The sequence below is a fragment of the Algoriphagus sp. Y33 genome (genome assembly GCF_014838715.1).
Taxonomy (GTDB): Bacteria; Bacteroidota; Bacteroidia; order Cytophagales; family Cyclobacteriaceae; genus Algoriphagus.
In genome coordinates, this window is sequence record NZ_CP061947.1 from 2,579,898 (window position 1) to 2,598,215 (window position 18,318).

General features: G+C 37.1%; 20 protein-coding genes. 7 read left to right on the forward strand and 13 right to left on the reverse strand.

Features of this window, described 5'->3' with window-relative positions; translation table 11 throughout:
- The first annotated feature begins 23 nt into the window (after positions 1 to 23).
- The 3 genes from ID165_RS10470 to ID165_RS10480 all read left to right on the forward strand — a co-directional run bounded on the left by ID165_RS10470 (position 24) and on the right by ID165_RS10480 (position 1,909).
- A complete protein-coding gene (locus tag ID165_RS10470) occupies positions 24 to 194 on the forward strand; it encodes a hypothetical protein (protein ID WP_192350317.1) in 171 nt (56 codons plus the stop codon).
- A 663-nt stretch (positions 195 to 857) separates the two neighbouring features.
- Positions 858 to 1,259 carry a helix-turn-helix domain-containing protein gene (locus tag ID165_RS10475; protein WP_192350319.1) on the forward strand — a complete coding sequence of 134 codons (402 nt, stop codon included), beginning with the start codon at positions 858 to 860 and terminating at the stop codon, positions 1,257 to 1,259.
- 53 nt (positions 1,260 to 1,312) lie between these two features.
- Positions 1,313 to 1,909, forward strand: a complete 597-nt coding sequence (locus ID165_RS10480) for a hypothetical protein (RefSeq protein ID WP_192350321.1) — start codon at positions 1,313 to 1,315, stop codon at positions 1,907 to 1,909.
- A gap of 102 nt (positions 1,910 to 2,011) precedes the next feature.
- Here ID165_RS10480 and ID165_RS10485 read toward each other — a convergent pair whose 3' ends face one another.
- From ID165_RS10485 to ID165_RS10525, 9 genes are all read right to left on the reverse strand, one after another.
- Positions 2,012 to 2,479, reverse strand: a complete 468-nt coding sequence (locus ID165_RS10485) for a hypothetical protein (RefSeq protein ID WP_225587067.1) — start codon at positions 2,477 to 2,479, stop codon at positions 2,012 to 2,014.
- Entirely contained in the window at positions 2,466 to 3,701 is a 1,236-nt protein-coding gene (locus tag ID165_RS10490; RefSeq protein WP_192350323.1) for a nucleotidyltransferase, read from the reverse strand. The genes ID165_RS10485 and ID165_RS10490 overlap by 14 nt, the downstream gene beginning before the upstream one ends.
- Positions 3,698 to 4,840 (reverse strand): SAVED domain-containing protein, encoded by a 1,143-nt coding sequence (locus tag ID165_RS10495; protein WP_225587068.1) that lies wholly within the window; start codon positions 4,838 to 4,840, stop codon positions 3,698 to 3,700. Before ID165_RS10495 ends, ID165_RS10490 begins: the two co-directional genes overlap by 4 nt.
- A 44-nt stretch (positions 4,841 to 4,884) precedes the next feature.
- Positions 4,885 to 5,565, reverse strand: a complete 681-nt coding sequence (locus tag ID165_RS10500) for a hypothetical protein (RefSeq protein WP_192350328.1) — start codon at positions 5,563 to 5,565, stop codon at positions 4,885 to 4,887.
- A 543-nt stretch (positions 5,566 to 6,108) separates the two neighbouring features.
- Positions 6,109 to 8,382 (reverse strand): tetratricopeptide repeat protein, encoded by a 2,274-nt coding sequence (locus tag ID165_RS10505; RefSeq protein ID WP_225587069.1) that lies wholly within the window; start codon positions 8,380 to 8,382, stop codon positions 6,109 to 6,111.
- Between the two features lie 270 nt (positions 8,383 to 8,652).
- Complete coding sequence (locus ID165_RS10510; RefSeq protein ID WP_192350332.1) at positions 8,653 to 9,816, reverse strand: ATP-binding protein; 1,164 nt, start codon at positions 9,814 to 9,816, stop codon at positions 8,653 to 8,655.
- A 93-nt stretch (positions 9,817 to 9,909) separates the two neighbouring features.
- Positions 9,910 to 10,251, reverse strand: a complete 342-nt coding sequence (locus ID165_RS10515) for a hypothetical protein (RefSeq protein ID WP_192350334.1) — start codon at positions 10,249 to 10,251, stop codon at positions 9,910 to 9,912.
- Between the two features lie 1,254 nt (positions 10,252 to 11,505).
- On the reverse strand, positions 11,506 to 12,390 hold the full coding sequence (locus tag ID165_RS10520; RefSeq protein ID WP_192350342.1) for an ImmA/IrrE family metallo-endopeptidase: 885 nt from the start codon (positions 12,388 to 12,390) through the stop codon (positions 11,506 to 11,508).
- Positions 12,387 to 12,734: a helix-turn-helix domain-containing protein gene (locus ID165_RS10525; protein WP_192350344.1), complete on the reverse strand. Its 348-nt coding sequence runs from the start codon at positions 12,732 to 12,734 to the stop codon at positions 12,387 to 12,389. The genes ID165_RS10520 and ID165_RS10525 overlap by 4 nt, the downstream gene beginning before the upstream one ends.
- A gap of 142 nt (positions 12,735 to 12,876) precedes the next feature.
- Between ID165_RS10525 and ID165_RS10530 the strand changes: the two genes are divergently transcribed.
- From ID165_RS10530 to ID165_RS10545, 4 genes are all read left to right on the forward strand, one after another.
- On the forward strand, positions 12,877 to 13,107 hold the full coding sequence (locus ID165_RS10530) for a DUF2188 domain-containing protein (protein WP_192350346.1): 231 nt from the start codon (positions 12,877 to 12,879) through the stop codon (positions 13,105 to 13,107).
- 288 nt (positions 13,108 to 13,395) lie between these two features.
- Positions 13,396 to 14,088 (forward strand): multiubiquitin domain-containing protein, encoded by a 693-nt coding sequence (locus tag ID165_RS10535; protein WP_192350349.1) that lies wholly within the window; start codon positions 13,396 to 13,398, stop codon positions 14,086 to 14,088.
- The gene (locus ID165_RS10540; RefSeq protein ID WP_192350350.1) at positions 14,063 to 15,241 is read left to right on the forward strand and encodes a ThiF family adenylyltransferase; all 1,179 of its coding nucleotides are present in this window, start codon (positions 14,063 to 14,065) and stop codon (positions 15,239 to 15,241) included. Before ID165_RS10535 ends, ID165_RS10540 begins: the two co-directional genes overlap by 26 nt.
- On the forward strand, positions 15,231 to 15,638 hold the full coding sequence (locus ID165_RS10545; protein ID WP_225587070.1) for a DUF6527 family protein: 408 nt from the start codon (positions 15,231 to 15,233) through the stop codon (positions 15,636 to 15,638). The genes ID165_RS10540 and ID165_RS10545 overlap by 11 nt, the downstream gene beginning before the upstream one ends.
- A 59-nt stretch (positions 15,639 to 15,697) precedes the next feature.
- Here ID165_RS10545 and ID165_RS10550 read toward each other — a convergent pair whose 3' ends face one another.
- The 4 genes from ID165_RS10550 to ID165_RS10565 all read right to left on the reverse strand — a co-directional run bounded on the left by ID165_RS10550 (position 15,698) and on the right by ID165_RS10565 (position 18,316).
- Positions 15,698 to 15,901, reverse strand: a complete 204-nt coding sequence (locus ID165_RS10550) for a hypothetical protein (protein WP_192350354.1) — start codon at positions 15,899 to 15,901, stop codon at positions 15,698 to 15,700.
- A gap of 12 nt (positions 15,902 to 15,913) precedes the next feature.
- A complete protein-coding gene (locus ID165_RS10555; protein ID WP_192350356.1) occupies positions 15,914 to 16,831 on the reverse strand; it encodes a zeta toxin family protein in 918 nt (305 codons plus the stop codon).
- 30 nt (positions 16,832 to 16,861) lie between these two features.
- Positions 16,862 to 17,008 (reverse strand): hypothetical protein, encoded by a 147-nt coding sequence (locus ID165_RS10560; protein ID WP_192350359.1) that lies wholly within the window; start codon positions 17,006 to 17,008, stop codon positions 16,862 to 16,864.
- 522 nt (positions 17,009 to 17,530) lie between these two features.
- Complete coding sequence (locus ID165_RS10565) at positions 17,531 to 18,316, reverse strand: hypothetical protein (RefSeq protein WP_192350361.1); 786 nt, start codon at positions 18,314 to 18,316, stop codon at positions 17,531 to 17,533.
- Positions 18,317 to 18,318: the final 2 nt, after the last annotated feature.

The following is an 18,318-nucleotide window of genomic DNA, read 5'->3' on the forward strand; positions in this document are numbered from 1 at the left end:
TTGTTTTTTAATGGCCTCATGGAATGCCTTCAAATGAGATAGAATTAGACATAGCTATCCTGCTTCAGGCATTTCATGCTTTTGATGTTTGTAATGCTGGAAGACCGAAGACGGGAGACCGAAGTAGGATGTCCGATGTAAGCACCGTCATTGCGAGGACGAAGGACGAAGCAATCCCAAAAGCGAAGTACTAATCTCCATGAGATTGCTTTGTCAAGCCACTCTCCTATCGTCGTGTGTCTTTCCTCCCTCCTTCGGCGGACAGGCGCAATGACGTGCATATTACCAAGTCTTGTCTCTAGCTTCTTGACTCTCGACTCTAGCTTCTTGACTCTTGACTCTTGCTTCTTGGCTCTAAACCAGACATAGTAATCCCACCTTGCTCCAACCGAGCAACCAGCACTAATGAATAATAAGATGTAATGTGTCAGCTCTACCGGCTATTCTGAGCTTGCTGACGTGCGTATGTAGTAACCGATCTGCTCAGGGATGTGCACCTCCCCTTAATCGGTCTTAAAAGTAATCCCATCCTCAGATCGGATTCTTGGGCTTCAGGGGATACAGGCGATCATAGATTGATTGCATACTTCCAAACTGTACAGCCAGAACCAAATATTCAAAATGGACACAGGAGCTTCCACCTTCTATCAGAAAATGAGAAGAAGAAAGAAAAAAGGCAGAAATTGTCTCAGAATGTCCCATTTCAAATGATTCTTAGACAATTTTACCTAGATGTTTCATCAAAAAAGAATAAATTCGGTAGTATAAACTCTATGAATAGTAGTTTAACACTACTATTCATAATAATCGGCATCTAATAGGCTTAAAAGCCGTATTTTTGAATAAATAATTTCATTATGAGAGAAGAAGAAGAACCAGATTTCACCGTATTGGAGAATAAAAAAATCGGCAAGAATTTCTATATGTTCCGCAAATTGACCGATACCAAAGCCTTAGAGGTAGCTGATTATCTTGGAATTAAAGAAGCTACTTATACCAAATACGAAAGAGGAGAGAGCAAGATTACAGTGGATATGGTTCAAAAGGTTTCTGAATTTTTTAAGATTGATCCACTCCAGTTAATCTCTGTACAACCAGGAAATTATGTTGAGGCGATCACAGGATCAAACAATATTGCAATCCAAACAAACAGTATTTATAAAGCTACCGATGCAAAGCAAACTGAGGTAATGATGAAAATGATGGAGACGATGATGCAGATGAATGAAGCGATCCGAAAGATATTGGAAGGGAAGTGAATATACCAATAACCAAGGATTCAGTCGATATAAGATCCCTTTAATTTATTACAATGAGTTCCATCATTAAATCAGCCTTTGCCGTATATCTATTCCTAGTATCCTTTTCTGCTTTTTGCCAAGAAGAAATTCCATGGAAGGAGGACTACGTGTTAGAATTGAATAATTTCAAATCTAATCAGTCAAAAATAGACCCGTCGAAAAACTCAGTTTTTATACAATCAGGAGCTACTATAGATTTTAGTTTTTCTATGTCATCCTACGAATTTATGTTCACCAAGAATTTTAATTCCAAGGTTAAGACCATTTTCAAGCAGAACCTCGCAGTCATCTCAGCTCCTGACTCATTGTCCGCTAACTACCTGCTGGCTTATTCAAGATATGATTTTGATCTTCATGAATTGTATGCGAGAAAATTGAGAAAAGAGCTTTATGAGCAGAAAGGAGCCTTTTCTGATGCCAGTTTTTTCCAGCCCATTTATGAGAAATTAAATCAAGAAATGGTGGCGGAGAATTCAAGGATATTAAATGAAAGTGAATTTGGATCAGAATCTGGTTTTCTAAAAGCCGAGCACGAATCTGTGAGAATACAGATTTTGGAGTTAAGTGATTTTTGCATGGAGTGCAAACCTCCTAAAAAGAAGAAGTAGTCCTGAGCAGAGTTATGTGATTACTGAGGAGGGGAAGGAGGTGGTTTGAAAAAGGAAGGACAGAGTTTAGATAACACTCCCGTTTAGCTAATGCTCCACAGATCACCTATTTTTAAAGACCTTTCGAATATCAAAGTTATTTTTTGGCTTTTTCTTTTTTGGATGCAAACCACCACCAGTCCAAGCTCCAGTAAGCACCCATATTTCGTAATGATATAACCACTCAATGGTCCAAGGCAAAATAGTTTCACTCAATAACTTTCTTTGATTCCACTCTTTCCCATCTGGGAAATACAAACATAGTTCTTGACGTTTGTGGTCGTAAACATGAGGCAGTTTAGTTTTGTTAGGAGCTAAAAGCAAAGGAAGAGGGTTAGTAACCCAAACATCGACTCCTTCATTTTTATGAAACTTAAGTTTTATATCATAGAACTCACTCAAAGGTGAAGGGGTCAAAGTCCCCTTCCAAATAAGTGATTGATCCTTATCGGTAGTAATTTCACCTGAGGGAAACTTTTTTCTTAGATTTAATGCCTGTGCTCCTACGCTAATGAAGTTACTCTTCTGCATTTCCATAAAAATTATGAGATTTGAGAAAACTAACCCCTGAAGTACTTATTCCGATTTTTGAGTCAAACCGATTTAAACCTGATTCAGTCAGCATTCGCTTCCGAACACCAATTTTGGTAAATGCCTCAGAAATCACTCCCTTTCCTAATGAATCCGATAAGGAATTTTGAAGATTTACCCCTCTTTTTTCAACAAACTCAGCCAAATCTTTCTTCAGCTTTTTTAGCCATTTGTAGAAGTTATCCTCTTTAATGGAGTTTCCACGCCATCTATCCGCAAAATTTTCCCCAGGGTTTACAGGATTAGGTATTGATTTGTAAAATTCACCAGTATCTGGATCTTCTTTTGTTTCTACAAAGTCCTCCATCCGATTCACTATTCCAAATAACGCCCCGACTACATCAGACTCTTTCCGATATGCTCTAGCTGCTAAGGTTGTAATAATAATAGAGATTGGCTTATCTTCATCTCCATTGAAAATCATATCCCTATGACGTTTCAAAATTTGAACAGCTCTCTGAAGAGGTAGCTTTTCTTTCTGGTATTTTGGGACAGGCTTTATGGATTCTCGGAGGCTAAAGCTTTTTTCAAGCCCTATGTCAGCCTCCTGAAAAAACCAACTTGCATATCCAAAAGGGTTGGTCTTTGGCCATTCTTCCACATAGATTGAAGAAGCATAATTAAGCAATTCTGTATCTGTCATTCTAATAGAAAGGCTGTCAACTTCCTCCAAGGATCGATTTGAAAATGCTTTTTCAAGAAGTATTCCATATCCTTCACTTATAATAGCCGGAAGAATATCCATATGATATTTACCACCATTAGGTGATTTTTCCCTGTACTTTAGAGTCCAGCATCTTCTGCCTTCCTCATCAAGTAACGACTCTAAGGTTTTATGCTTTCTTAATTGATCACCGACTTTATTTTTCACATCAGCTTGAGTCCAGTGAAAATTCTTGTTTTTCAATTGACAAACTAGATCCAAATCAATATCGTCCTCTTTGCAGATTGGTCTAATTACTGTCCCTAACAAGAATGATCCTTGGGGGAGAATTGTTGGTTCATATTTTGCCAAATCTGAATCATCTTTTGAAAGATATCTCCCAACAGATTCATAGCTTTGGACAGCGGCATTGTACTCTGATTCAGTTATATCAAGTGAAGACCCAATCTCTTCAAGAATCTCTTCAAATTGTTCTTTTTGTTCCTTAGTTAAATTCATACTGGTATTGTTAATGTTTCTATAAATCCACCTGCTTCTCTATTTTGATCGAATATTTTTAATCTCATATCTGCTTTAGGCATCCAAACTCTGCCCAATTCTACAGCAAGAGCCACAGGCATTGCAGGAAATACATTCAAAAAAGCTTCTTGACCGTGTCTCGATTTAATTTGATCAAATGCTTTACGAATTATTTTGTTAAACTCAAGGAATTGACTTCTATTACGAAGGAAGTCATTATCTGGCGAATCAATGGTAATTGTCCAGATTGCCGTATTTTCTCCCAGAACCTTTATAATTCTATCATTTGAAATGTTTGCTGACAATGAAATGTTTAGCGCCACATTTTCTGCATCCTTCTGAGGTTCAAACAACTTAAATTTCGCAACGACATCCTCTTCTAGCCATTTCCATGTTTTCGGATTACGATGGAGTTGATAAACTTCCGCCTCATAAAGATCAGAAAGCAGTGTGCCTAGTTTAATTAGGAGTGGCTGTGGTGCTAAAGCGAAAATAGAATAATGTGGAGAAGAGCCGGCCTGTTTAGAATAAGAAACTTTTTCTCTAAACAATTGCACCAAATTCGCAACCTGAAAATCCCAATACTCTTTGCTGTTATCTTTAAATGCTGAATTTTTTAATCCAATGTCAAGAGGTTCTGCTGAAACAGGATAAAAATTCGGAACAATAGTTTCTGCTGCCTTTGGAAAGCTTAATGGGGAATCATGCTCACCTATTTTAGCTCCATAAAGTAGTATAAAGCTTTTTTTATCCACATCAATACCTGTAAGAAGTTCAATCCTTTTTTCGTGTGATTGTTTCATCTGAATCAGAAAAGAAGCCGGATATTCATTCACTTTATCTTTATCATCGAAGGTTCGATGACATTGATCGCACACCATCATCAAATTTGCGAAGTCTGTTTCTAGCAGTGGAGAAAGAATTTCATCATACCTTGGTCCATTATCTGAAAAAGCGTAAATATGGGCTATGTAGGATTTATTCATGATGCCCATCGTGACATCATTTCTCCACAGAGGCTTATTACATCCATTAAACTGGCATCTGCCACCTGAGGTTAGCCATAGTTTTGTTTTTGTCTCTGTAGGAATTGAAGGTCTCCTCTTTTTCTTAGTCACCGAATTATTGGTTGAAAGCTGTGATTTATTCAAAATCTCCATATCTATCCCGCCTGACTTAAACTATCCCAAATCTGGATTACCTCTTGGCTCCATATATCTATATTTTCTAGTAGTGCAATTGAATCTTCATTTCCAGGAACAATTCTACTGGAGAAAACATCATAGCAGAAACACAAACCTGGCATGACAATCTCATCTTCTCTTGCCACTTCTCGATCTAAATACTTCCAAAGCACAGTGGCAACCAAACTGGACTGCTTTAGATCAAAAACTTTTGATTTACTAACATGGATTTTAAAACCTCCCAAATACTTTTGACCATCTATTTCAGTCCGAAATACCACATCTGGAGCTACAATGATCTCTAAGTTACCCAAAACAAGACTTTTGGTATCAGGTATTATTCTCTCATACTCGATTGATTGAAGTATGAGCGGCGAAGGAGTACTGAGAAAACTTTCTAGGGCTTCTAAAGAAACCTTTTGGTCAATCCGTTGTCGGTTATTCTCAAATTGTGTTCTTCTTTTTAACAGCTCAATTCCAGAATAGATTGGATTGAGATCCCAATTTTGAGAGATACTTTTTTTCAATCTCGCTTTTGCAAGTTGATACCATGGGATTAAAACAGGATTTGGAACAATCTGCTGTTTAATAATTCTAGCTTTTCCTTTTTCTGTCGCCTTGGAAAACTCGGCCAGTTGATTTATGGAAATAGTAGCCATAACATTGTTTTTAAGATAAGATGATAAACATTTAAAATAGGCCGATCCTAGATCGGCCCGAAGCCAATAAGGCTTTAATTTGGTGTGGATCTTCTATGTCCAGGCACCACTACTTTCTTCCCGTCCACCTTTCTGGTGTACGGTTTTACTGGGACGATTTTCTTCCCATCTCCGGTTTTTGCCATTGTTCTAGCGTTTAACCATCTCTGTCAAATAGGCAGAGATAATACCTACCGGGAAAATAAAAAAACTCTTACCTTTGGGCTGCGAAACCTAGTAAAAGCGGGGGAGCCTATTTTCCCAACGGAAGCTTCCCCCTTATTTTTTTACTCTATTGACTAACTTCTTTTTAAAAGAAGTTAACAATTTTTAACAGTCTTCGTGCCAAGTATCTATAAATCTGATATTTGGACATAAACTGTCACAATTACTCTTTTGCCGCCAAATATTATTCTGTTAGTCAGTATATTTGTCAGAATTTACTGACTGTTTTGAGTATCAGCATGACATATCAAACTTCATAAAACCTATTCTGTCAGTCATTTATTTGTATTCTTCTTTCATTTCTTCAATTTTTGTAAGTATATCGGAGACGGGCTGGGTAAGTTCCTCTCCCATTTTGATGATCTCATTAGGGTATTCTTCTTTTAGAAGTGTCATGAGGGCATAGTAGGTAGGCTTAAGAGCTTCTTTTAGATTTTCGTTTTTTGAGAACAAATCAAATACTAAATGGTGTTGATTTTTAGCCATAAATAGAAGAAGAGTGTCGTTGAAATTATCTCGTTGACCATCAAATTCTATCGAGTCTTTTATTACTTGATTCAAACTCATCAATTCAAAAGCCCTTTTATAATCACCTAAAAGAATGTATCCAAAAGCACTATGTACCTTTAAGAAAGGTGGAGCAATCTCTGCTTCCTCAAACCTTTCTAATATTTCCTTTAACTTTATTTTATCAAGTGCTATTTGAATATTGAACAAAAGCAAATTTGAGATCAATTGAGTAAATCTTAAATCACGCACCTTAATTTTATCAAAATCAACTAATGCTTTTTCTAAATACCCTTTTGCCTCTCCAAATTTCTTTGATTTGATCTTTTCTGATCTGAATATGTCAAGCCCTTTGTAGAAATTAAAATATGGATCATCTTTTGGCATTAATTCTACTATTTCTCTAATTTTTTCCCTCGGCTCTTTATCCAAGTGGAATTCATAAAATTCCAACACATCGGATGGTTCAACAACTCCTTCCTTAAGGCCGGAGACCAGCAATTCTTCGGCATAACTATCATCTCCCCTGTAAGAGTAAATCGTTGATAAAGGTTTATAAGGTGTAATTTCACCAAACTCAACAGCTTTATTATAATGCTTTTCTGCTAGTTCATAATCTCCTAGTTCGAAATAGACATCCCCAATTGCTAGTTCTTTTTTCTTCTGCTCAATTTTTGAAGAGTTACTCATAACATCGATCATTAAATTGGGATCTTTTGAGAGAATACAAAGTTGTTTGACAAAATCAAGATCCTCTAAATCAACATTTTTTAAAGCTGACAATTCAATACCTATTTTTTCTATTTGCTTATCCAAAAAGTAAAAAAATGACAAAACAAGCTTATGCGAATTAATTTTCTCTTTAGTTTTTTCTAGAATATAGATAGCTTTCTTTAAATCTTGATCTTTGTATGATTTTATTGCAAGGATAAGTTTTTTCTCTCCTATATTTAATTGCGATCTTTGATCCTCATTAAGAATTGCAGATGTTGCTTCCATTAAATTGTCTAGGATAATCGGATTAATCTTATTTATGTCAGCAAGAGCTTCAGCTAATAAAAGAGCAGATTTGGCATTATAGCCCCCAGATTTTAGCCGAAGTATATGCCTTTCCAAGAAAGTCTCAATACTTTCCTCATCATCATACCACATTTCCAGAAATTTAGTCAGCCATTTCACCTTTCTTCGATCTCGACGATCCCCATTTCTCATCAAGTACCAGATATTGAAAAAGCGTTCTTTCAACTGATATAGATGATTCTTGGTATTGGTTTGCTTTTTTTCGACTACATTATTTTTCTCCAACTGAGCCAATTGTGCAGAGATTAGTTTAGTCTGCATCCTCTTTCCGTCTTCTCTTATTTCAGTCGCAATTTCTTTTGCGCTGATCGCATCCCATCGCTTAGCGATCACATCCACAATTCTGCGTTGCTGTATGGGCAAATCTTCTATTCTATGCTTATATAGTGGAGTGACCTGATCCAATATCAGTTCTAAGTCACTTAATGCGGATCCATCCTGATCATCAAGCAATACTTCATACACCATCATCAGCGTACGAATAACTCCTCCTGTAAGAATAGCTAGTGTATCTATTTTGCCTTTATTCTTTTTGAGGTCAATTTTATGCTCACAGCCTTCTTGCAGTCGCTCAATCAACTGATAGGTTTCTTCCTTGCTTAATCCATCCAAATGGACAACTTGAAAGAATTCGTAGAAAGGCTGAGAGTAGTCATGCAAATCCTGCAAAACGATGGCGGAAGCACCGATAATCCGGATATCATTGCATTGCATTAAGATCTCACGCAAACGCCTCTTCTCCTTTTCCTTTAGGTTATCCAGAAACAGCTGTCCAAAATTGTCAAAGAAAAGGATGATTTTCTTTCCCTTACTATTAAGGATTTCTATCAGGTAGTCAAAGCATTTTTTCTCGTAGTCGTCTAAATCAATAAAGTCTTCCGTATGCTCATAATATCTACCATTGGTGTCATATTCATCATCCAAAAACTTTAATAGCTTCTCCCACAAACCAGAAAGCGAATTCAAATCATACGTCTCCTCATTGAAAAATACCGGAAGTAGCCATTTTGTCAATTCAGGTGAATTTTCGACCTCATATTTTAACCTTAGCAACAAGGTCGTTTTACCCATTCCTCGCTGGCCCTGAATCAGGTAGTGCTTTTCAGGATACTTCATGTCACTGGATTTGATATCTTCAAAAATCTTTTCAAAGCTCTTTGTCCTGACAACAAAACACCCTATCAGTTCTGACGGGTCAAGGCTTGCTGGATTATATAGTGTTTTTACGCTCATGGCTTATTTGCAAATATGTTTACGGCACCACATCTGAAGAATCGGTGATGCATATCTATAGTCTTTATCTTCACTTCTGAAGAGATACCCGTCGCCTTCCAGGATATCCATTATTCTCCTTACCTCTTCCACTGAATGCTTTACTCCTGTATCGTGTAGCACATCTCTACTTATGGTATCATTTATTGCGATGAACTGTAAAACCTCCGATACAAAAGCATACTCAGACCCTTTGAATAATGTCTTTAATCTTGCGAAGTATGGTTCGAACTGGGGTTTATTTCTGGAGTGAACGATTTGCTCAAAGGCCCGGTCAATTGCTTTATTATCAATTGATTCTCCATCTGTCTCATATACCTCTACAATTTCCTGAGCAATCAGCTGCAAATGAAAAGGGATCAGCCAACCCATTTTAACCAGAGCATACTGGATAAGGCCTTCCTCTAAATCTAATCCATCAGATGCTAAGAGTTTGAGTAAAAAATCCTGAGCTTCACCATTAGAAAGTGGATTTACTTCAACAGTTCGTAAATCATTGACTGCGGTCAGCTCCGTTACTTGCTCCACCATGGGATAAAGAGACATGGATCCGGTATAGATAAAATGGATTTTGTCAATGACATGCTTATTATGCCTGAGCTCCCTATTCCGCTGGATGAAATGCTGGGCAGCCTCTTGCCCTTCCTTATTCAGAATATTTTGGATGGTCTGGGGAAATTCATCGATAAGGATTACCACGCGGCCGAACTCTTCTTTGATGTTTTCAAATAGCTCAACTAAAATCTGATAGTAATCTGTTTCTCCTTTTTCTCTGATCTCTACATGATATACAGTCTTTACACGACCCAGAATAGCTTCTAATCCCCCTTTGATAGAATCGTACAACTTACTCAGCTTTCCAATAGCCTCACTTCTGATAAGAGCCTCAAAAACCACTTTAAAAAATTCATTCTCAGAATCTACCGATTCAGTGATGACGTACACAAAATAATATCCTGCTTTCGGGAATTCCTCGATATGCTTTAGAATGGAGGTTTTACCTACCCTCCTTGGAGCTGATAAATAAATACTTGTGCCTTTATCCAAGACACGATATATTTTCCTTACCTCTGTTTCTCTTGGATAGAAGGCCTCACCTCTTGCTGGATTTCCTAGACTGTTTTTCATTTGACAATAATTCTATTGCCAAAATTAATGACAAAATTATTATTGTCAAATATTTTGACAAAAATTTTATTGTTAAATAAAAATCAATTGGGATTAGATTTTAAAATCAATCCATTCATTAACAGCAAATTCTATATCACCAGAAATATGCAGAATCAGCACTTCAAGGGATATTGGATCAATTTCAAAGTCATTAAAGGTTTGCTGCATTCCACCATTTTCGTCTAAGTAATAGCCATGGTAAAACCATCTCTGAACAAAGCCCAATTCTCCAATAACAAATTCTACTTTAAAGTGGACTCTCGGGTCTATGCCTTGATACAAATAGAAAATCACGCTTTGAGCCTTTTCAAAAACACGGTGTGAATGAGTTCTAATTAAAGGGATAAACTCCTCTTGAATAGCAGTGTTAAATGAATACTTCGTGTCTCTCATGGTTAATTTTTGCTTAATTGAATTGAAAAAATGTTCCTAAATTATTTCACGAACACAGATGCTGCCAGCAATTACCCCCTCTGGGAGTAGTCACATCGCTCGTGGCACTGGGTGAAGTTTGTAACTTCACCCTTCTATCTTTACCAATTTGCAATTGGCTTTCCTACCTCCTCCTTTCCTCCTCCTTAAAGAGGAGGCGATTGTGAGATTATATTTTCAAGCTAGTGCTTCCACTAGATTGAAGGGTTCTCCGGGTTTATGCCCAGATAGGTACTAAAAGTTGACTATTTGTCTTCTACGAAAAGGCTTATGCAATAAAAGGAATAAAATGACACCATCCCATCACGCTGGCTGGCTACTTCGCTAAAATGATCCAAAGGGATCATTTTTTAACGCTCGTCCCTCCTTCACAGGGTATTTTCCAAGAAAACAGGAGGAAATGTTAAGGATTGCGGTGTTTTTCGGTGGATCAGCAGAATTATCTGCAACCAGCTGTGCCATTTTTCAGGCGAAAACAGAAAGTGGGTCATGGGGTTCGGTTCCAGATCTGTGATGTGAGCGATTGGTTTGACACCCATTTCTCTATCTGTGAAGGCGTACTGTTTGCTTTATCTGACTCATCCATCATGATTTGTCAAAAATAGGATTATGATTAGTGGTAATCGAAAATCTCGGTTAAAAACCCAAAACCATCGATCAGGGGGGTCAACATACTCCGGAATATCACCGAAAATCTATCTTAAAGGGGTCAACATGCGCCGGAATGTCAGTCGAATCCTGCCTGTTAAGGCACTTTCATTACTTAAAAACTCTCCGGAATCGAGGGGTCAGCATGCGCCGGAATATCCAATATGCAACCATAAACCCCTTTTCATCGTAGATATGAATTGTTTAGCATAAATTATAGTAGATCCAAATGGATTAATACAACATTTATGATCCAACTCGTCAATTTTCGAAGAACAATCCTTTAAAGGTTGATTAAAAAATTACCCTACGAAGAAAGATGTTTTTCTTTTAGGCAGATATTCCTTGAAATGGCTCATCAAGGATAAATTCTGATTGAGCCCACAAATACCAATAACATGAGTATTGAGGTAATTGTGTTGATTGCGGTAATTTACTTCATTCGACGAATTAGAAAAATTGAATTAAAGTGAATTTCTTTGCACAACTAAAACGAGTCATAATTTGGCTCGTTTTTTTAATTCACTACAAACCCTTAGACACCAAACTCAATTTTTTTTGATGGTGTTACAAATTATTTAACACAAAAGTTGTTCTGGATTTGATTTTTTCCCCCTTTGGAAAGATAAATACAAAACCATTATATGAACTATTAAAAAACTGGTAGTTGCATTTCAATTCGCCATTTTGAGTTGGTAGGGATATTTCACCATTACAATTCATTTTTCTCCCAAAATAATAGTCTTTAACAAATGGCCACGTGAAACCTAACGTAGGATTCCAACTTATCGATCCGAATCTTCTACTAAAACTGGGAGACTGGAAATAATCTCTTACTTCGCAAATGGGAAAATCGCCCTTTTTGGAAATATTCTCCAGTAGTAGCAAACAGCAACTCTTACTAGAATTCTCTACATACCTTCTATAGGTTGAATGAATACTACCTCCATATCTTTTTGAAAGATACATCACTGATTTAATACCCAATTCTAATTTTGCTGATTCAGAATCAAATCTGTCATTTTGAAATAATGTGGCAGAAGCAAAATAATTTGCTTCCGCTTCAAATTGTTCATTAACAGATGGATCTAAAGTATCGTCATCATCAAGAAATTCTAATGTCGTCCCTTGCCAAGGCAACAAATCATGACCTGCTTCATGAAGTTTTATGAAATTTTGTCTATTATTCGATTGACTCAAATCCAAATAAATCATTCTTTCACGCCTATCAAGGACGCCCCTAACCTGCTTAACAAAAGCATCAAATTTTCCCGAGAGTTTTGTTAAAAAGCCTTCATTAACATGAACTAAGTCCACTTCTTTACTTACTATTAAATTAGCACACTGAATAATTTTGTCAATGGGTGTAGGAAAGACATCTAGTGCCTTGGATTGCTTTAGTACATCCAGAGAAATTTGGTCAATATCTTTTTTGGTTGAATCATCTATCATTTCTTCTTACTTAATTTAAATTGGATAAAATCTAATACATCGTTTTTTTCTTCATCTGTTAAATTGTTGTCGTAAAAAGCAATTTTCTGCTCCCACTTGCTCTTCTCGGATTCTTCACCTTGAAATTCCTGCTTAATGATGCCAGCAGACCTTAATAATACATTCAAATCAATCTTGTAGAGATTTGCCAGTTTGTAAAGAATGTTTGCGGAAGGCTTCTTGATTTTTTCATTCTCAAGTTGACTAAGGTATGCGTTAGAAATCCCAACTGCATCCTCAACCTGCCTTAGGGTTAATGACAAAGATTCTCTAGTGCTTTTTAAAGTATCGCCTAATGATTTCATTTTTGGTTTATTTCTACAAAAATACTAATAAATCTAAATTTATCAAGCTGATTACTAGATATAATCTAATTTATTTTAGATTCTTGCTTGCTATAATTAGATTTTGGCTTTACATTTGAATTATACTTTAACCAAACAGAGAATGAAAAAGAACCAGCATGTCGTAAATCATCCAAAAGGATGGGCAGTAAAGGGAGCAGGAAATCAGAAAGCAACAGTAGTGACTACTACACAGCAAAAAGCTATTGAAACTGGACGAAGGATAGCCATCAATCAAAAATCAGAGCTTGTTATACACGGAAGGAATGGGAAAATTCGTGACAAAGATTCTTATGGTCACGATCCATTTCCACCTAGAGACAAAAAACATTAAAAAAAACCGAGCAAAAATTCACTCGGCTTGATAATCCTTAAAGGAAACCTAGGCCTTTGCAAGGCTTTTGGTAGATTTAAATGTGGTGTTCAAACCTACCTCCTTTAAGTGATAAATACAAGCCTCAAGGGATTTTTAACACATGTCAACTATGTGCCAGGCAGTATTCAACTAACAATTTTAATCGCAATCAGAAAACTAATTTTCAGGACAAATTTCTGTTCCTTCCCGCTGAAATGATAAGCGGGGCAATAAAAAGTTGATTTATCATTCCAAAAAATTATAAAAATGGAACCACTTAAAGAAGGGGGACAATCCCCTACAAAACCGAGCCTAAAGCTCGTGATTGAAGGTAAGCAATATGAAACCTTCGAACAATACTTGACTGGAGCACAGCTTAAAGAACTTGCTGGAATTCCATGGGAGACGGACCTATTTCTATCAATTACTCGACCTTATAATGACGAGCTGATAGAAAACGACAAGTCAGTCAATCTTGCCAGACCAGAGACAGAGTACTTCTTTGTAAAAAAGAAACTCCACTTCTCTATCGATGGAAAGCCTTTTGTCTGGTACAAACAGTTTATCCGAGGAATTCAAATTCGGGAGCTTGGGAACATTCCTCCAGAGATAGACATTTTCCTGGATATCAAGGAAGGATGGGAGGACGACTTGATCACTGATGATGAGGTTGTAGATCTTGCGAGGCCTGGAAAGGAAAAATTCATCACCAAACCCGCTCCAGTCAAATTTGCAGTCATCGTAAATGCGCTAGCGAAGGACTGGAACAAACCAACGATTTCTTTCGAGCAGGTCGTAGAGTTAGCCTTTGGAGCTTATGATCCTAATCCTAATAAAGGGTATACAGTTACCTATTTCAGAGGACATGAACCAAAGCCCGAAGGGACTATGGTAAAAAATTCAGTTGTACGTGTTAAAAACAAAATGCTATTCAATGTCACAGCAACTGATAAATCGTAATCCGGATTTAAAACGCCTTCGGGATGAGGGCTATGAAATGAAAATTATAGGTGGACATTTACTTGTCCACCATATCCCCTATCTGAATTCTAAAAAAGAAATCAAATACGGAACATTGGTAAGCCCACTTACTTTGATTGGGAATGGGAAAATCGAGAAGCCAAACAATCATGTGATTGAGTTTGCGGGAGAAAACCCCTGCAATGTAGATGGCACTGTGATTTCTGAAATACAGCATTCAAACAATCCCAAAAAATTGAATGACAGAATTCAGATTGACAGATCGTTTTCCAACAAACCATCAGGAGGATACCCCAACCAATACGAGAAGGTCAAGCGATATGCAGACATTATTTCTGCACCAGCTAAATTTCTAGATGGCAGAGTTACTGAGAAGACTTTTAAAGTTATTGCTGATTCAGCATGTGAAACGGTATTCCAGTACATCGACACCAATTCGAGCAGGGCTCAAATTGAGAATATCAACGATAAGGTGAAGGGACATAAGATAGCAATAGTGGGTCTTGGCGGAACAGGTGCTTATATCCTAGATCTTGTGGCTAAAACTCCCGTTGGAGAAATTCACATCTATGATGGAGACAGCTTTGATCAGCACAATGCATTTCGGTCTCCCGGTGCAGCTTCTTTAGATATTCTGAATCAGAGTCCTTCAAAGGTTTCCTATTACAGCGGGATTTATTCAGAGATGCACAAGGGAATTTTGGAGCATGAAGCCTATGTAATGAAAGGAAATCTATCTGAATTGGATGAGATGTCCTATGTCTTTATATGTGTTGATAACAATGCCGCCAGAAAGATGATCACTAACTACTTGACTGAAAAGGGAATTGCCTTTTCGGACGTTGGCATTGGCATAATGGAAGTAGAGGGTAAACTCACTGGGGCAGTCCGGGTGACTTCTGGTTCTTCGGGAAAATCAGACCATTTAAACTCAAGAATATTTTCCGAAGAAACAGAGGAGAATGAATATGCTACAAATATTCAGATAGCTGATTTAAATGCCCTTAATGGAATTCTTGCAGTGATCAGATGGAAAAAGGTTTCTGGAATATACGTTGATTTGGAGAATGAGCATCATTCAACTTATTCAATTGAGGTTTCAAAAATCATAAATGATGATCATGCAGCATAGTTTTGTAGAATTTATTCCTGATCAATTACAGGAAGGAATACTCTATATCTCTATGGAATATTGCACAGCCATACACCTTTGTGTGTGTGGCTGCCGCAATAAGGTGGTGACACCATTCTCTCCTACTGACTGGAAGATGACATTTGACGGAAAGGGCATTTCACTCTATCCTTCCATCGGAAATTGGAGTTTTGAATGTAAATCTCACTATTGGATTAAAAAGAGCAAGGTTGAATGGTCTGGATCTTGGTCTGATGATCAAATCTCAAATGGAAGGCAAGCCGATAAGGTAGCCAAAGAGAAGTACTATACCCCTGAGCCTGAGAAAAAAACCCCAATTGATGCGAAAAAGAAGAAAAGTCTTTGGGAGTGGATTTGGGAGGTTTTGAAATTTTAATATTTGAGTGGGTTTAAAAAACAAGAGGCTGTCTCAAAATACTGGACAGCCTCATTAATCTATCTAGGCATTAATGTTCTAGCAAAAGCAGCAAATCTGTTGATATCCTCTTCTTCACGTTTGTAAATTCTAACTACACCATCTGAATATTTAATAGATTTATCTGATAAAGATTTACGGCGGGCTTTTAAAGATATATTTTCAGTAAAAGCCTTTCTTTTCAGCGCCTTTCCTTCAATTGTTTTATTATGACCTTTTTTCATGTTGTCTGAATTTTAAATTGGGCTTTGCGGTGAAGCTTGGAGGACTCTGGGAGTTTTTCCTAAAGCAACATCTGAACTAATCAGCCCAAATGAATCGTAAGGGGAATTTACAATATCAATACTGTCTTTAATAAGGAAATAGGTTCCTAAAGGATCATTGGCATAACCATCAAATATCAATCCAAGTGGCACATATCTCCCAGTATCCATAAACCGATGTATTGCACGAATAGTTGCTTTTTTGCGATCCAAATTTACACAAACCAAATGAGTTTCATATCCAAAAGCTTTTAGAATCTCACCCAACTGAATCACTCCGCTTAATTTATGCCCAATTTTCGGTATTACCAAATTATAATTCTCCATAAGTGCCAATTGAAAAAGCGGCATGAAATCTTCTGGAGTTTTCACTTGATCTGATCCAAATATCAATAAGTCTGACTCCTCATGGACAAGCGAAGCAGAACCTGGCCCATCTTCAAACTCTGGCAATTTTCGTTTAGCAAAATCGGAATCTAATATTATGGCACCTAGTTTATCCGCCAACTCATTAGCAATACCTGACTTTCCTGAAGCAGGTAAGCCAGTAAGAACAACCGCTTTCTTTTCTGATTTAAGATCACTAATAGGTAACGCACCTCCATTTCCAAGAACTATTTCGTCATCCTTCTCAAGTCTCCTTCCTGTAAAGAGCTCTTGAACTATTTGCTTTCTCAAACCCCACCGAATAGAACTTTCTGCAAATTTTCTCCTTCTATGTTTAGTACTCCTCAATGTACAATCTTCGTCAGGATAGCTTTTAATTTGAAATTCACCATTCTTGATTTTTGTAATGACCTGCTCAATATCTTCAGGATTGAATTCAAGCACTTCTATTAAAAAATGCTCAATTAAGTCACTATCATCAAGTCTACGTGAAAACGGGTGCATAATCTTACTTTTATCTATAAAAATCCAGACCTATTTTTTCTTCTTCTTTTTATCTGGAGCTTGAGTTAACGCTGACCCTGCTGCAGTTTTAGCATTCTTTGAAGATTTCGGGTCTTGCAAGTCCTTTGAAGCAGCAGTCGCTGCCTTCTTTGATGTTTGTTCATTTTTCTTAGCCATGGTGCCTTAATTTTATTAGGTATTTAACATCAGGTTATCTGATTTCTCTTAAAAGTTAATAAACAGATTTCGCATTTAACCCTAGATAGATGATAAAAGCTGGTATAGTCTACCTCACCCCCTGCCCTCTCCTGAAGAGAGAGGGTGATCGGCTCTGCTCCAGACGGAATAAAGAGTAAGAAGTAGGTTGGTCGTTCTCAATAACTAAAAGGCTGTACGCAAGAAAAGGAATAAAATGATAGGAAAACATACCATGTACAGGGTATTTTTTGGGAAAACGGGAGGAAATTGAGGGAAATTTCAAGATTTTAGGCTGAATAGCCTGTGATTTTCTGAGTTTAGGGAGGGATTCACGCCTCCGATGCCGCCGCATTGAAGAAGATCTTACATGCTTGTACATTAAACTAGGAGGTATTTCTGTCCTATACTTTTGAAATAATCGACTGCATAATAAGACCTGTATGAATTAAGAGGTTCACTGAGACCTGTGCGCCGTGGGCTTATAGCTCACGGCCGTCTCGATTAGCTGCTGACTTTCTGGTCATTTAGCACTGTTTTAATTTCAGCAAGCAATTCTTTCAATGTATCAGGAACTAATTCCGTCCAAGCGTCTAAGAAGTTTTCAAAAGTCATTTCATCTGTCACTTTTATAAACTTCAAATAATGAGTAATCTTCCAAAACTCTGGTTTGCGTTTGAAAAGTGGAAATAATTGCAATGCTATAATTCTGTTTTCTGATCTTTTATATCGGTCTTTAAAAAGTTCATCAAGATTCTCTGTTAGCCAAATTTTAAATGGTTTAGAAATTTTATTATCTGGTTTATCAATACTCTCTATGAGGTATTCACTCAATAACGTTGAATAGTCCTTCCAATTTGGGTAAGGAGGATTTGTCTGCCAAGTTTGCGACATTTTATCAAGGCAGAAGATTGAAGCTAATTCGCAAAGTGCCTCTTCAAACCATCCAAATTTGTCATTTGTCGTGTAGAAGTCGCTGTCAACCACGTGATGACAAAGTTCGTGGGCAAACTGGTAGCAATATTGACTCCAAAGTCTGTCGGATGTGTTCAGGTATATCAAGTTGAAACTATCAAGTTTAATAATTTCGGGGCAATCTTTTGGAGGAACTTTGTTCTTAGCATTAATTATATAAACTGTTTTTCCTGTAATTTGTCCTAAGTCCAAATTTGTATAGAAGTCAGTTATAACGCTATCAAGTAACTTAGTTATATCTTGCAGTTGAGCTTGGCCCCAGCCATCAGTGTGGAGAAAAAAGTTCTGATGTATGTCGAATTGTAGTTGGTTCATAA